Genomic DNA, 14,193 nt, shown 5'->3' with positions numbered 1-14,193 from the left:
AGTAGGCGGGTTTGGGGTCAGCCGCGGCTGGTACATGCAGTAGGCGGGTTTGGGGTCAGCTGCGGCTGGTATATGCGGGGCGGGTAGATGCAGTAGCGGATTGCAGTAGCTGATCGGTCCGCGTGCGGCACGCCGGACAATCAGCGCCGCTATGCCAAAATTGCGCCCATGCCGCTCGATAACCGCCTGCTACCCAACACCCTCGCCGCTCAGACGGCGCAACTTCCCGCCGCCTGGGCGGCCGCTTTTGCGCCGCGCGCCGTGGCCGACGCCTTGGCCGCCGCCACCGCGCATGTGGAAAAGCGGCTTGCCGAAGGCGCGGTCGTGTATCCCGCTACGCCGTTTCGCGCGCTGCACGGCATGGCGCCGTCAGACGTGCGCGTGGTGATTCTGGGCCAGGACCCGTACCACGGCGCGGGCCAGGCCCAAGGCATGGCGTTCTCGGTCCCGGACGACTGCAAGCGCCCGCCCAGCCTGCGCAACATCTTCAATGAAATCGCCGCAGAGTTTCCCGGCACGGCCGTACCCGCGGGCAACGACCTGAGCCCCTGGGCCGATCAGGGTGTGCTGCTGTTGAACACCGCGCTTACCGTGGAAGACGGCCAGCCCGCCTCGCACGCCAAACGCGGGTGGGAAACGGTGACGGATGCATTGATTTCGCTGGTGGCCCGCGACCCCTCGCCCAAGGTCTTCATGCTGTGGGGCGCGCATGCGCAGGCCAAGCGCTTGTTGTTGCCCGACAACAGCGGCCATCTGATCCTGATGTCCAACCACCCCTCCCCGCTATCCGCCCGCAGGCCGCCCGTTCCGTTTCTGGGCTGCGGCCACTTCCTGACCACAAACCAGTGGCTGGTAAACCAAGGGAAAAACCCTATTGATTGGGGACTGGACAAAAAAATAATTTCCTTGCAAGGCGAATTCGGGTTATGATCGCCGCACTGCACAAAACGAGTTCGGCATTTACCGCCTTGATTTAGCGGAATTTTTTGCAGTCTGCCGGGCAGTCTAGCCCCGGCCCCATGCCGAACTATCATCGATTCCTGACCTCCTTTCCTTTCGCCCTGCGTTCCAATCTGTATACGAGAACGCGCCATGCGCACGGTTGATTCGGTCGGCACGATGCTCCATCAACCGTCGCCTGGATCCGGCCGCCTAATCCCCTGGCCCGACCAAGCACTGCGTCGCATTGATTGCGGCAAGGGAAAGTAATGTCTTTCGAAAACCTGGGTCTTGCACCCGCTCTGTTGTCGGCCGTCCAAGAAGCTGGCTTCAACACCCCCACCGCCGTCCAAGCTGCTGCCATTCCGCAAGCGCTGGCCGGTCACGACCTGATGGTGTCCTCGCAGACGGGCAGCGGCAAGACCGCCGCCTTCATGCTGCCGGCCCTGCACCGTATTGCCCAGATGCCCGCCAACAAGGGCGTCGGCGTGCAAGTGCTGGTGCTGACCCCGACCCGCGAACTGGCTCTGCAAGTTACCGAAGCCACCGCCACCTACGGCCGCAAGCTGGCTGACCTGCGCACCGCCACCGTCGTCGGCGGCATGCCCTACGGCGCGCAACTGAAGGCGCTGTCGCGCCGCGTTGACGTGCTGGTCGCCACCCCCGGCCGCCTGATCGATCACCTGCAATCGGGCCGCGTCAAGCTGAACACCGTGCACACGCTGGTGCTCGACGAAGCCGACCGCATGCTGGACATGGGCTTCATTGAAGACATCGAAACCATCGTCAGCCGCCTGCCGGAAGATCGCCAAACGCTGCTGTTCTCGGCCACGCTGGACGGCACGATCGCCAAGCTGGCTTCGAAAATGATGCGCGACCCGCAACGTATCGAGCTGGCTGGCGCCAAGGAAAAGCACACCAACATCACGCAAAGCCTGCTGTACGCAGACGACGCTGGCCACAAGATGCAATTGCTGGATCACGTGCTGCGTGACGCCAAGCTGGATCAAGCCATTGTCTTCACGTCCACCAAGCGTGGCGCCGATGACCTGGCCGACCGCCTGGCTGACCAAGGCTTTGCCGCCGCTGCCCTGCACGGCGACATGAACCAGCGCCAGCGCACCCGTACCCTGTCGCAACTGCAACGCGGCCAGCTGCGTATTCTGGTTGCCACCGACGTTGCCGCCCGCGGCATCGACGTGCAAGGCATCAGCCACGCTGTGAACTTCGACCTGCCGATGCAAGCCGAAGACTACGTGCACCGTATCGGCCGTACCGGCCGCGCCGGCCGCAGCGGCCTGGCGTTCACGCTGGCGACGCACTCCGAGCGCCACAAGGTTCGCCGTATCGAGCACTACATCGGTCAAACGATTACGGCGGAAACCATCGCCGGTCTGGAACCCAAGCGCACGCCCCGTCCGTCGGCCGGTGGCAGCGGCGCCCCGCGTGGCGGCAAGCCGTTTGGCAAGCGCCCCGGTGGTTTCGGTGGTTCGCGTCATGAAGGCGGCTACCAAGGCAACCGCGAAGGCCGTTCCTTTGCCGGCCCGCGTGAAGGCGGCGCTCCCCGTGGCGAGTTCAAGCCGCGTGAAGGTGGTTACCAAGGCAACCGCGACGGCGCCCCGCGTGAAGGCGGCTACCAAGGCAATCGTCCTTTCGGCGACCGCCCGGCCCGTTCGTTCAGCGATCGTCCCAGCTTCGGTGATCGTCCCCAGCGCGAAGGCGGCTACCAGGGCAATCGTCCCTTCGGCGACCGCCCCCAGCGTGAAGGCGGCTTCCGTGGCGGTGACCGCGATGCGCGTCCCAGCTTCGGCGGCGACCGCCCCAGCTTTGGTGATCGTCCCCAGCGCGATGCCCGCCCGTTCAGCGAGCGTGCTCCCCGCGAAGGCGGTTTCCGCGGTGGTGACCGTGACGCCCGTCCGAGCTTCGGCGATCGCCCCAGCTTCGGCGACCGTCCCCAGCGCGAAGGCGGCTTCCGCGGCGGTGACCGTCCGGAAGGCGGTTTCCGTGGCGCCAAGCCCTCGTTCGACAAGCGCCCCGGCGGCCCCGCCAAGCGCTTCGCCAAGCCGGCTGATCGCCGCGGCTAATTCGCCCGCTTGATCCCCTAACAAACCCCGCGCCCGTCGCGGGGTTTGTTTTTTTGGGGTCACCAACAGATGCGGCCACGCCCCCAGCGGGGCCGTTCTTTTTTTGGGAAAATGCGCCCATGACCACGCCTTCCTCGACCATGCAACGCCCCGCGCCCGCCAACCTGCCCCCGCTGTCCCCCGCCGCCCAGCAACATAGCGACGCCACCGCCGCGCACCTGCGCGCCGCGATCATCGCCAATGGCGGCTGGCTGCCGTTTGATCACTGGATGGCCGAAGCGTTGTACGCGCCCGGGCTGGGCTATTACGCCGCAGGCAACGTCAAGCTGGCGGATGGGGATGACGACGCCAAGACGCCTGCGGGCGATTTCGTCACCGCCCCGCAATTGACCCCGCTCTTCGCGCGCACCATCGCCCGGCAGGCGGCGCAGGTGCTGCGCCAGACACAAACGCAAGCCGTGCTGGAGTTTGGCGCCGGCACCGGCGCGCTGGCCGAAGGCGTGCTGCGCGAGCTGGATGCGCTGGGGCTGAACCAGACGCAGTACTTCATCCTGGAAGTTTCGGCCGACTTGCGCGCGCGCCAGGCCGAGCGGCTGGCGCCGTTCGGCAGCCGTGTGCAATGGCTGGACGCGCTGCCCAACACCTTTGCCGGTTGCGTGCTGGCCAATGAAGTGCTGGACGCGATGCCGGTATCGCTGTTTTGCTGGGGCGAGGATGGCGCCGTGCTGGAGCGCGGCGTGTCGCTGGATGCCGATCAGCATTTCGCGTGGGCCGACCGCCCTGCCGCGCCCGCGCTTGCCGCCGCCGTCGCGGCGCGCATGCCTGCCCTGCCGGGCTATGTGTCGGAAATCAATCTGCAAGGCGAAGCGTGGATTGCCGCGATGGGCGCCTGGCTGGAACGCGGCGCGGCGCTGCTGATCGACTACGGTTTTCCGCGCAGCGAGTACTACCATCCGCAGCGCGCGGGCGGCACGCTGATGTGCCATCTGCGCCATCACGCGCATGGCGACCCCTTCACCGCCCCCGGGTTGCAGGACATCACCGCGCACGTGGATTTCACGGCCATGGCGGACGCGGCACTGGAAGCCGGCTTGCAGGTGCTGGGCTATACGTCGCAGGCGCGCTTTCTGATGAATGCGGGGCTGATGGATCTGCTGGCGCAGTTGGACCCGTCGGACGCGCAACAGTACGCGCAGGCCGTCGCGCCCGTGCAGAAGCTGCTGTCCGAAGCCGAGATGGGCGAACTCTTCAAGGTGCTGGCCGTGGGCCGGGGCATGACGGAACCGCTGGCGGGCTTTGCGCGCGGCGACCGTCTGGGCAAGCTGTAAGGACGTCAGGCGGAGGGCGCGGCATGTTGGCCGCGCCGCCCCGTTCCTGCAAGCGTCAGCCCGCCTGCAAGCGTTCCAGTTGTTCCAGCCGCGCCTGGCGCACGCTGTCTTTGATGCGGGCTGGGTCGCCTGCGCAGGCCTTGGCAATAGCCCCCGCATCCACACCGCGCACAGCATCCACGCGTGATTGCCACGCGTCGGTATCCACGGGCTGCAAGATGGCAGCCGTTTTCAAGAGATCAAAAAAGCGTTCCGGCTTGCGCAAGGCATCGGCGCGTTCCATCAGCGCCAGCTGCGCGTCGGGGCCGCCTTGCTCGGTGGCGTTCAAGCCTGCCAAGACCTCGGGCAGCAGTCGCGCGTAATCATTGCATTCGGTCGGCACGCGCATGCGCCGCCCCAGCGCCTCGCGTTCAGGCGTCAGCCGGCACAGCAAGGCGTAGCGCCCCGCCATCGACAAGCCCGACTGCGCCGCACGATCGACATCCGCGCCGGCTTCCTCCACGCCTTGCAGCTCGGGCATCACGCGCGCGAGCGCGCCGGAATCCTGCAACACGCCCAACATGCGCGACGGCTTTTTCGCCATCAGCCCGCGCGACAATTCCTTCCAGACCCGTTCGGCCACCAGCGCATCGGCCTCGCCGGCGTCCACCATGTGGCGGCACAGCGCCATCGTTTCCGGCGCGATGGTGAAATCGTCAAAGCGCGCGGCGAAACGGCCCAGCCGCAAGATGCGCACCGGGTCTTCCTGGAACGCGTCGCCCACATGCCGGAAGACGCGCGCGCGCACATCGGCCGCGCCGCCCAAGGGGTCGACGAGTTCGCCGTCTTGCGTCTGGGCGATGGCGTTGACGGTCAGGTCGCGGCGGCGCAGGTCTTCTTCCAGCGTCACATCGCTGCCGGTGTAGAACGTAAAGCCCTTGTAGCCGCGGCCGGACTTGCGCTCGGTGCGCGCCAGCGCGTATTCCTCTTTGGTGCGCGGGTGCAGGAAAACGGGGAAGTCACCGCCCACCGGGATGAAGCCGCGGCGGGCCATGTCTTCGGGCGTAGCGCCCACCACGACCCAGTCGTGATCGCCGGGGCGCAGGCCAAGCAGTGCATCACGCACCGCCCCGCCCACGATATACACCTGCAAGCCGTCGATGGCCGGATCTGGCGTCATGGAATCGACGTGCTTTCGGCGCCCAGCGGCACGATGTTGCCCAGCCGTTCCTTCAAGGACTGCGACTGCCCGCTGAACATCGCCGCGTAGTAGACGGCGTTGGACATCACGTTCTTCACGTAGGTGCGCGTTTCGTTAAACGGGATGGTCTCGGCGAAGATCGCGCCTTCAACGGGATGCGTAAACGTCGAGCGCCAGTTGTGCGGGCGGCGCGGCCCGGCGTTGTAGCCTGCGCTGGCCAGCATTTGCGAGCCGTTCAAATCGCGCAGCACCATGTTCAGGTAGTTGGTGCCGAGCTCGGTGTTGGTGTCGAAATCGTTCACGCTGGCGGGCGTGAAATCGGTCATGCCGATCTTGCCTGCGACCCACTTGGCGGTGGCCGGCATCAGCTGCATCAGGCCGGAGGCGCCCACGTGCGAACGCGCATCCATGATGAAGCGCGATTCCTGGCGGATCAGGCCGTAGACCCAGGCCGGGTCCAGTGCGATGGCGTTGGCCTTGGCGGTGACGCGCCCTTCAAACGGCGCGATGAAGCGCTGGCTGAAGTCGAATTCCTTTTCGGTGCGGTCAGACGTATTGACCACGCGATCAAAGATATTTTCGGCGCGCGCCAGTTCGGCAGCGGCCATCAGTTGGCGGTCGCTCATGCCGCGCAGCGTGTAGTTCCATTCCGGCACGGCTTCGGCCCGCCAGCCCAGGCGGAACAATTGCACGGCGCGTTGCAGGCCCGGGTTGGCGCGGGCTTCGGCGATTTCGCGATCGCTGACGGGCGCGGGGCGCGGCGGCACGTTGATGCGGCGGCCCAGTTCTTCGGCCGACAACTGGCCGTAGAAATCGAAGCGGTCGGCAATGCCGGCGTACAGCGCGTTGGCTTGTTCCTTGCGGCCGGTTGCGGCCAGGCCGCGCGCCTTCCAGTACACCCACGACGTATCGTCGCGCTGCGAGGCGGGCATCTCGTCGATGGACTCGATGACCCACTTCCAGTCGATCTTGGGTTGGCGCAACGCGGCGCGCACCTTCCAGCCCGCGTTGTATTCCGTCATGCGGATGTGGCCGGCCTCGTGGTACCAGTCGTCGGCGCGGCTATCCAGTTTCAGCGCGGCCATCAGCGCGTACTGGCCGCGCACCCAGGCCAGATTCGGCTTGGACATGGACTTGGCCCATTCGCGGCGCATATACGAATCCGCCACGCTGACATCCGACCGCGCCAGACGGGCCAGCGCGATGTTCACCAGTTCTTTCTCGTTGCGGCCCACGGGCATGCGGTCTTGCCGCGTCAGCCACTTCATGGGGTCCTTCATCATGGCGTCGTACGTCTTCAGGTCGCGCGCCTCGAACATGTACTGCACGAGCTTGCGGGCGTCTGTGGTCTTGTCGGCCTCGATGGCGTCGCGCAACTGCGGTTCCAGCTGATCCCAGCCCAGAATGTTGTCGGCGACCAGCTGGTCATACAGCGCCCAGCACGAGCCCCCCGGTGCAAACACCGCCTGTGCCTGCGCGGCCGTGGCGCGCTGGCCGGTCATGTGCTTGGCGTCCAGGATGGCGCATTCGATCTGGGCGTTGCTGTTCTTCACGGGCGCCAGCTTGCGCACGGTTTCGAAGTCGCCGCTGCGGGCGGCGGCCAGCAGCCAGTCGCCACGCAAACGGTCAGCCAGGTAGGCGTCGTTATTGCTGCTGATGAAGCGTTGCAGGTCGGCGGTGGGCCGGCCCGTGGCGGGCGGCGTCCACAGCTGATAGCGCAGCAGCCAGTATTCGGGGTACATGCCCAGCGTGTCGGATTTAGCCTGGGGCACCAGCGCGCCCAGCACCGACCACTGCTTGCGGTTCATGGCTTCGCGCGCGGCAACCACGGCGGCAAGCGCGGGCGTGTCGGCTGTGGGAGGCAGGCCGGCCAGCACGGCGGGCGGCACCGAAATGACGGGCTGAGCCGCTTGGGCAGCGGCCTGGGGTTGGGGCTGGGTATTGACGGCGGCGCTGCGTTGTTGCGCATCAACCGGCGCACAGGCGGCGGTGAACAATGCCAGCAGCGGCAGCCAGCGGCGCAAGCCGGCGCGAGGGTCCGAGGTGAAGGGGGTACGCGGGGATTTCCGGGCGGTTTTCTGATACCGTCGCGATTGCAGGGTCTGTGTCATGCGGTGTCCCTCATTTGCCGACCTACACTGCAACCTACACCGGCCATGCACGCACCGGCCTTGCCCGCCAGCATGCCGACTTCCTGCATGCCCGATTCCAGCACGTTCGCCTTCATTGTCCATCCCCCATCACAGCCACTGCATGACTACGCAAAATACTCCAGAGGATACCGCAGTCCAGCACCGCACGCGATTGCGGAAACTGCGTGCCGAATTGCCCGAAGATCAGCGCAGCCGTGGCGGTTTGCTGATGCGCGCGCGGCTCTTCACGTGGCTGAATGTGGCGCGTGACGAAGCGGTGCGCGCCGGCCGTGCCGCGCCGGCCACCGTCGCGGCCTTCTGGCCCATGGCGGATGAACCCGACCTGCGCCCGCTGCTGTCGCAATGGGTGGAAAACGGGGTGGCCGTGGCGCTGCCGGTGGTCCGCACGCGCAACGCCCCGCTGGCCTTCCTGCCCTGGACGCCCGAGGCCGAACTGCGCGCCGGCCCCTACGGCATCCAGGAACCCGCCGCTGGCGACGAGGTGCTGCCCGACGTGATCCTGGTGCCCACGCTGGGCTATACCGAGCAAGGCGACCGCCTGGGCTACGGCGGCGGCTACTACGACCGCACGCTGGCCGCCTTGCGCGAGCGCGGCCACCCGTTCATCACCATCGGCATCGCCTGGAGCTGCGGCGAGCTCGACGCTGACTACGAACCCGCCCCGCACGATTTCCCGCTGGACGCCGTGCTGACTCAGGACGGCTGGGTGCCGCACGCCCCGCTTGAGCAAGGCGCGACGGGCAGCGGTACCACGCTGCACACCTACCGCATGAACTGACGCACCAGAACCGCCCCGGCGGTTTGCACCAATCTGGTGCAATAAGATTTCCAGCGTTTCCCCCGCGGGCTTGCCGAGCCCCTCGGCCACTGCGGGGATGGCGTTTCCGCGCGCTTCAGAGGATATTGTGCCCAGGGCCGCCGCCTGCCCTGAAAGCTGGCATGCGGGTTGCTTATTGTTTGGGACCGGCCACATATCGGCCGGGTTATGACCGTGTGCAAGGCTGCCGCCTGCAAGCCGGCCGCCAGCACTAGCATCGGAGGAGCCATGAAGGACAGACCATCCCGTCCAGCCGCTTTTGACGAAATGCGCGACAGCGCAGGCGGCATACGCTCCCAGTACCAGGCCTTCGAGCGCTGGCATCAAGAGCAATCGGCCGAGGCCATGGCCGTACGGCGGCTTGAAGCAGACCTGAGCTTTCGCCGCGTCGGCATCACCTTTTCGGTGGCGGGCGACGCCGCCGGCACCGAACGCCTGATTCCCTTCGACCTGATTCCCCGGGTCATTCCCGCCGACGAATGGCGGCATCTGGAAGCCGGCTTGAAGCAGCGCGTACGCGCGCTGAACATGTTCATCCACGACATCTATCACGGCCACGACATCGTGCGCGCCGGCATCGTGCCGGCCGAACAGGTGTTCCTGAACGCCCAGTACCGCCCCGAAATGCAGGACGTGGACGTGGCGGAAGACATCTACTGCCACATCGCCGGGGTCGACATCGTGCGCGCGGGCGCAGGCGAGTTCTACGTGCTGGAAGACAATCTGCGCGTGCCTTCCGGCGTGTCCTACATGCTTGAGAACCGCAAGATGTCGATGCGGCTGATGCCCGATGCGTTCAGCCGCATCAAGGTCGAACCGGTAGCGCACTACCCCGACCTGCTGCTGGACAACCTGCGTGAAGTCGCGCCGCACGGTGGCGACGACCCGACCGTCGTCGTGCTGACGCCGGGCATGTATAACTCGGCCTACTTCGAACATGCGTTCCTGGCGCAGCAGATGGGCGTGGAGCTTGTTGAAGGGCAGGATCTGTTCGTGGAACAGAACACCGTCTACATGCGCACCACGCAAGGCCCGCGCAAGGTGGACGTCATCTACCGCCGCCTGGACGACGACTTTCTTGACCCGCTGTCCTTTCGCGCCGACTCCGCGCTGGGCGTGCCGGGTCTCTTGTCGGTGTATCGCGCCGGCCGCGTCACGCTGGCCAACGCCATCGGCACCGGCATCGCCGACGACAAGTCCACCTATCTGTACGTGCCGGACATGATCCGGTTTTACCTCAGCGAAGAACCCATCCTGTCGAACGTGCCGACCTGGCGCTGCGGCCGGCCTGACGAGCTGTCCCACGTGCTGGCCAACATGCACGACCTGGTCGTGAAGGAAGTGCATGGCGCAGGCGGCTACGGCATGCTGGTGGGCCCCTCGTCCACGCGCGCCGAAGTCGATGCGTTCAAGGACCGCGTGCGCGCCAACCCGGCCAACTACATCGCGCAGCCCACGCTGGCGCTGTCCACCATCCCCACCTATGTGGAATCCGGCGTGGCGCCCCGCCACGTTGATCTGCGCCCCTACGTGCTGTGCGGCAAAGACATCCGCACGGTGCCAGGCGGACTGTGCCGCGTGGCGCTGACCGAAGGCTCGCTGGTCGTTAACAGCAGCCAGGGCGGCGGCACCAAAGACACCTGGGTTCTGGAGGACTGAACATGCTGAGCCGTACCGCCGACAACCTGTTCTGGATGTGCCGATACACCGAACGCGCCGAGAACACCGCGCGCATGCTGGACGTGAATCTGCAGATGTCGCTCTTGCCGCAAGACCCGCAAACGCGCGAAGGCTCGTGGCTGGGTGTGCTGCGCATTTCCGAGCTGCAGGGCCTGTACCAAAGCAAGTACGCATCCATCTCGCCCAACGATGTCCTGCAATACATGGTGCGCGACCCGGAGAACCCATCGTCCATCTATTCCTGCATGCGCGCCGCCCGCGAGAACGCGCGCGCCGTGCGCGGCAGCCTGACCACCGAAGTCTGGGAGACCTACAACACAACGTGGCTGGAGCTGCTGAAGCACCTGCACACCGGGCTGCTTGAACGCAACCCGGGCGAGTTTTTCGAATGGGTGAAGTTCCGTTCGCATCTGGCGCGTGGCGTCACCATCGGCACGATGCTTGAAGACGAAGCGCTGTACTTCCTGCGCATCGGCATGCACCTTGAACGCGCGGACAGTACCGCGCGCATGCTGGACGTGAAATTTCATGAACGCGGCAGCAACGGGTCGCACGAAGCGCGCGCCGAACCCACCGGCAACGCCGCGCTGCAAAGTGAGTTCTATCGCTGGTCGGCGCTGCTGAGTTCCGTGTCGGGGCTGGAGATCTACCGCAAGGTGTATCGCGACGTCATCACGCCCGACCGCGTCGCCGAACTCTTGATCCTGCATGGCGACATGCCGCGTTCGCTGCTGGCCTCGATGCGCGCGGTGGCCGAGGACCTGGCGCGCGTGTCCAACCAGCGCTCGACCGAAACGGAGCGCCGCGCGGGCATGCTGTGCGCCGAACTGCAATACGGCCGCGTCGAAGACATCCTGGACAGTGGACTGCATCAGTACCTGGACCACTTCCTGGACCGCATCAACGACCTGGGCAACCGGATCAGCCAGGACTTCCTGGTCCCGCTGTCGGCATAACACGGAGACAGCAATGAAACAGTTCATCACGCACGTCACGCATTACCGCTACACCGCGCCGGTCACCTACAGCATCCAGACCTTGCGCCTGACGCCGCGCGACGACGAACACCAGCGCGTGCTGCGCTGGAACATCGAAGCGCCTGGCGCGCTGGAAAAACAGGTGGATGCGTACGGCAACATCACGCACACGCTGACGCTGAACCACCCGCACACCGACATCGAATTGCGCGTGACGGGCCAGGTGCAGGTTGCGCCGCTGATGCGCGGGGTGCTGGGCAGCGAAGACAGCCGCCTGCCGGTACACGCCTATTGCGTGCAGACGCCGCTGACGCAGGCCGACGACACCATCATGGCCTTCGTTCGAAACGTGTTGCCCAACGGACTGACCACCCCGGACGACATCCTGGCGCTGGCCAACGCCATCAGCGACCGGGTGGCCTACGAGCCCGGCACCACCGACGTCACCACTGCCGCCAACCAGGTGCTGGCGATGGGCCATGGCGTCTGCCAAGACCACGCCCACCTGTTCCTGGCCTGCGTGCGCGGCCTGGGCGTGCCGGCCCGCTACGTCAGCGGCTACGTCCACACCACCACCGAACACTCGGCCAGCCACGCCTGGGCCGACGTCTGGCTGGCCGACATCGGCTGGACCAGCGTCGACATCACCAACCGCCAATTCGCCTCTGACAGCCATTGCCGGCTGGCCGTGGCGCGCGACTACGACTCGGCGTCCCCAATACGCGGCGTGCGCAGCGGCGGCGGCGAAGAATCCATGGAGATCAGCGTGCAGGTGCAGACGTCCGGCCAGCAGTAAACGCCCTGCCCGCACCGGTCAGCACGCCGGTGCCCGCGCCGCAATACAATGCGGCGTGGTTTTTCCGAATTTTCAATCATGACCTATTGTGTAGCCGCCCGCCTCGACGCCGGCCTGGTTTTCCTCTCTGACTCCCGCACGAACGCGGGCGTCGACCAGATCAGCGTTTTCCGAAAAATGACCGTCTTCGAGCGCCCGGGCGACCGCGTCATGGTCCTGATGACTTCAGGCAACCTGGCCGTCAGCCAGGCTGTGCTGCACGCACTGGCCCGCCAGCACGACGACGGTGGCGACACCATCTGGAACGCCGCCGATCTTTTCGAAGCCACCCGCTGCGTCGGCGCCGCCGTGCGCGAGGTCTACCACCGCGAAGCCCCCGCACTGCACGAGCAAGGCGTGGACTTCAACGTCAGCATCATTTTCGGGGGACAGATTGGCGGCGAACGCTGCCGCCTGTTCCAGGTGTATTCCGCGGGCAACTTCATCGAAGCCAGCCAGGAATGCCCATACTTCCAGATCGGCGAAGCCAAATACGGCAAGCCCATCCTGGACCGCGTGCTGCGCCCCGACACGTCTCTGGACGAAGCCGCCAAGTGCGCGCTGATATCAATGGACTCCACGCTGCGCTCGAACATCTCGGTAGGGCTGCCGCTGGACTTGCTGGTCTACGACACCGACGCGCTGCGCGTCACGCACTTCGCCTGCATCGACGAAAACAACGAGTACTTCCGCATGATCCGCGGCACCTGGGGCGAACGCCTGCGCCAGGTCTTCGCCGAAATCCCCGACCCGCTGTGGACCAACCCCGACGACCCCGGCTCACTGGTGCCGCTGTCCCGCGTGCACCAGCCGCTGCGCATCGAACCGGTCAATGCGCCACAGCCGAACTACCCCACCCCGCAAGTGCTGGCCGAAGATCCGGGGAAGGATCAGGCGAGTTAAGACTTTCAACGCATGTGCCAGTCACATGCCCACCCTCCGAGGCCCGCCGCAATGCATTGCGGCGGGCTTTCGTGTTCTTGCCCCTTTCCCCTTGCCGAAACCCGGCTTGTGAAACGGCGAATTCTCATCCTTGGGCCCTCGGGCCACACTGGTATCTGCCCGCGTGCTGTTCGCGGGCCACCAGAACAACCACAAGGAGCGAGACATGCCCTCTTTTTTCGCGCGCGCGGCCACGCGTGCTGCCTGGCCCATGTTGGCCTTGTCCTGCCTGGCCTGGGGTTCCGCCAGTGCGCAAGGCGCTTATCCCAACCATCCCATTTCGCTCGTCGTGCCGTTTGCGGCGGGCGGGCCAACCGATGTGGTGGCGCGCAGCCTTGGGGCGTCCATGGCCAAGACGCTGGGGCAAAGCGTCATCATTGAAAACCGCACGGGCGCGGGCGGCACGCTGGCCTCGCAGCATGTGGCGCGTTCGGCGCCGGATGGCTACACCTTTCTGATCCATCACAACGGCATGGCGACGGCGCCTGCGCTGTACCGCAAGCTGTCGTTCAACCCGCTGACGGACTTTGCCTACGTCGGCCAGGTGGCGGATGTGCCCATGACGTTGCTGGGCCGCAAGGACCTGCCGGCCGATGGCATGGCGGGCTTCGTCAAGTACGCCAAGGAAAACGGCAACAAGATCAACCTGGCCAACGCCGGGCTGGGCGCGGTGTCGCAACTGTGCGGCATGTTGCTGCAAGAGTCGCTGGGCGTGCAGTTCACGACCGTGCCATATGCCGGCACGGCCCCGGCGATGACGGCGCTGCTGGGCGGTCAGGTGGACGTGTTGTGCGACCAGACCACGCAGACCATTCCGCAGATCAAGGGCGATCGCGTGAAGCTGTTTGGCGTCACCACGCTGGAGCGCATCAAGGCGCTGCCCGATGCGCCGACCTTGCAGGAAGGCGGGTTGAAGGGCTTTGAGGTCAAGGTGTGGCACGGCGTCTACGCGCCCAAGGGCACGCCGCCGGAAGCCGTTGCCAAGTTCAATGCGGCGTTGCGCGCGGCGCTGAAAGACCCGGCGTTCACGCAGAAGATGGCCGAGCTGGGCGCAGAAATCGTGCCGGAAGCGAAGCAGACGCCGGAAGGCTTGCAGACCTGGTTGCAGTCCGAGGTGGACAAGTGGGGCGGCGTGATCCGCAAGGCGGGCGTGTACGCGGACTGAGGTCAACGATAACTGCCGCTGCAAAGCCGCCGCTGCAACAACGCCGCTACAACAACGCAGGAAAAAAAAGGCCGGCATTTTTCGATGCCGGCC

The 14,193-nt window shown here is 65.9% G+C and carries 11 protein-coding genes; 9 read left to right on the top strand and 2 right to left on the bottom strand.

Annotated features, from left to right (window positions below; all coding sequences use genetic code 11):
* Positions 1-168 precede the first annotated feature (168 nt).
* The 3 genes from AC1DSJ_RS19925 (at position 169) to AC1DSJ_RS19915 (ending at position 4,351) form a co-directional block, all read left to right on the top strand.
* Positions 169-930, top strand: coding sequence for a uracil-DNA glycosylase (locus AC1DSJ_RS19925; RefSeq protein WP_054420719.1), 762 nt, complete (start codon positions 169-171; stop codon positions 928-930).
* A 278-nt stretch (positions 931-1,208) separates the two neighbouring features.
* Complete coding sequence (locus AC1DSJ_RS19920) at positions 1,209-3,023, top strand: DEAD/DEAH box helicase (RefSeq protein ID WP_054420720.1); 1,815 nt, start codon at positions 1,209-1,211, stop codon at positions 3,021-3,023.
* Positions 3,024-3,163: 140 nt separating this feature from the next.
* On the top strand, positions 3,164-4,351 hold the full coding sequence (locus tag AC1DSJ_RS19915) for a class I SAM-dependent methyltransferase (protein ID WP_441371988.1): 1,188 nt from the start codon (positions 3,164-3,166) through the stop codon (positions 4,349-4,351).
* Between the two features lie 55 nt (positions 4,352-4,406).
* On the opposite strand, the gene AC1DSJ_RS19910 is transcribed toward AC1DSJ_RS19915, so the two are convergent.
* Entirely contained in the window at positions 4,407-5,510 is a 1,104-nt protein-coding gene (locus AC1DSJ_RS19910) for a tRNA nucleotidyltransferase/poly(A) polymerase-related protein (protein WP_346552621.1), read from the bottom strand.
* Positions 5,507-7,642 carry a lytic transglycosylase domain-containing protein gene (locus AC1DSJ_RS19905; protein WP_054420722.1) on the bottom strand — a complete coding sequence of 712 codons (2,136 nt, stop codon included), beginning with the start codon at positions 7,640-7,642 and terminating at the stop codon, positions 5,507-5,509. The genes AC1DSJ_RS19910 and AC1DSJ_RS19905 overlap by 4 nt, the downstream gene beginning before the upstream one ends.
* 142 nt (positions 7,643-7,784) lie before the next feature.
* Here AC1DSJ_RS19905 and AC1DSJ_RS19900 point away from each other — a divergent pair, with 142 nt between their 5' ends.
* The 6 genes from AC1DSJ_RS19900 (at position 7,785) to AC1DSJ_RS19875 (ending at position 14,100) form a co-directional block, all read left to right on the top strand.
* Positions 7,785-8,462, top strand: coding sequence for a 5-formyltetrahydrofolate cyclo-ligase (locus tag AC1DSJ_RS19900; RefSeq protein WP_342066370.1), 678 nt, complete (start codon positions 7,785-7,787; stop codon positions 8,460-8,462).
* 267 nt (positions 8,463-8,729) lie between these two features.
* Positions 8,730-10,160, top strand: coding sequence for a circularly permuted type 2 ATP-grasp protein (locus tag AC1DSJ_RS19895; RefSeq protein WP_054420724.1), 1,431 nt, complete (start codon positions 8,730-8,732; stop codon positions 10,158-10,160).
* A gap of 2 nt (positions 10,161-10,162) precedes the next feature.
* Entirely contained in the window at positions 10,163-11,137 is a 975-nt protein-coding gene (locus AC1DSJ_RS19890) for an alpha-E domain-containing protein (RefSeq protein ID WP_054420725.1), read from the top strand.
* 13 nt (positions 11,138-11,150) lie between these two features.
* A complete protein-coding gene (locus AC1DSJ_RS19885) occupies positions 11,151-11,954 on the top strand; it encodes a transglutaminase family protein (protein ID WP_054420726.1) in 804 nt (267 codons plus the stop codon).
* A 78-nt stretch (positions 11,955-12,032) separates the two neighbouring features.
* Positions 12,033-12,896: a proteasome-type protease gene (locus tag AC1DSJ_RS19880; RefSeq protein WP_054421354.1), complete on the top strand. Its 864-nt coding sequence runs from the start codon at positions 12,033-12,035 to the stop codon at positions 12,894-12,896.
* Between the two features lie 205 nt (positions 12,897-13,101).
* Positions 13,102-14,100: a tripartite tricarboxylate transporter substrate-binding protein gene (locus tag AC1DSJ_RS19875; protein ID WP_054420727.1), complete on the top strand. Its 999-nt coding sequence runs from the start codon at positions 13,102-13,104 to the stop codon at positions 14,098-14,100.
* The last annotated feature ends 93 nt before the right edge of the window (positions 14,101-14,193 follow it).

It is taken from the genome of Achromobacter sp. 01N37 (assembly GCF_056399725.1).
This window is presented reverse-complemented; position numbering and strand designations above follow the sequence as displayed.

Bases quoted from the DNA above. Each gene is read 5' to 3' on its own strand.
- AC1DSJ_RS19920 (WP_054420720.1), top strand. From the start codon at position 1,209: ATGTCTTTCGAAAACCTGGGTCTTGCACCCGCTCTGTTGTCGGCCGTC.
- AC1DSJ_RS19875 (WP_054420727.1), top strand. From the start codon at position 13,102: ATGCCCTCTTTTTTCGCGCGCGCGGCCACGCGTGCTGCCTGGCCCATG.
- AC1DSJ_RS19900 (WP_342066370.1), top strand. From the start codon at position 7,785: ATGACTACGCAAAATACTCCAGAGGATACCGCAGTCCAGCACCGCACG.
- AC1DSJ_RS19915 (WP_441371988.1), top strand. From the start codon at position 3,164: ATGCAACGCCCCGCGCCCGCCAACCTGCCCCCGCTGTCCCCCGCCGCC.
- AC1DSJ_RS19890 (WP_054420725.1), top strand. From the start codon at position 10,163: ATGCTGAGCCGTACCGCCGACAACCTGTTCTGGATGTGCCGATACACC.
- AC1DSJ_RS19880 (WP_054421354.1), top strand. From the start codon at position 12,033: ATGACCTATTGTGTAGCCGCCCGCCTCGACGCCGGCCTGGTTTTCCTC.
- AC1DSJ_RS19905 (WP_054420722.1), bottom strand. From the start codon at position 7,642: ATGACACAGACCCTGCAATCGCGACGGTATCAGAAAACCGCCCGGAAA.
- AC1DSJ_RS19895 (WP_054420724.1), top strand. From the start codon at position 8,730: ATGAAGGACAGACCATCCCGTCCAGCCGCTTTTGACGAAATGCGCGAC.
- AC1DSJ_RS19885 (WP_054420726.1), top strand. From the start codon at position 11,151: ATGAAACAGTTCATCACGCACGTCACGCATTACCGCTACACCGCGCCG.
- AC1DSJ_RS19910 (WP_346552621.1), bottom strand. From the start codon at position 5,510: ATGACGCCAGATCCGGCCATCGACGGCTTGCAGGTGTATATCGTGGGC.
- AC1DSJ_RS19925 (WP_054420719.1), top strand. From the start codon at position 169: ATGCCGCTCGATAACCGCCTGCTACCCAACACCCTCGCCGCTCAGACG.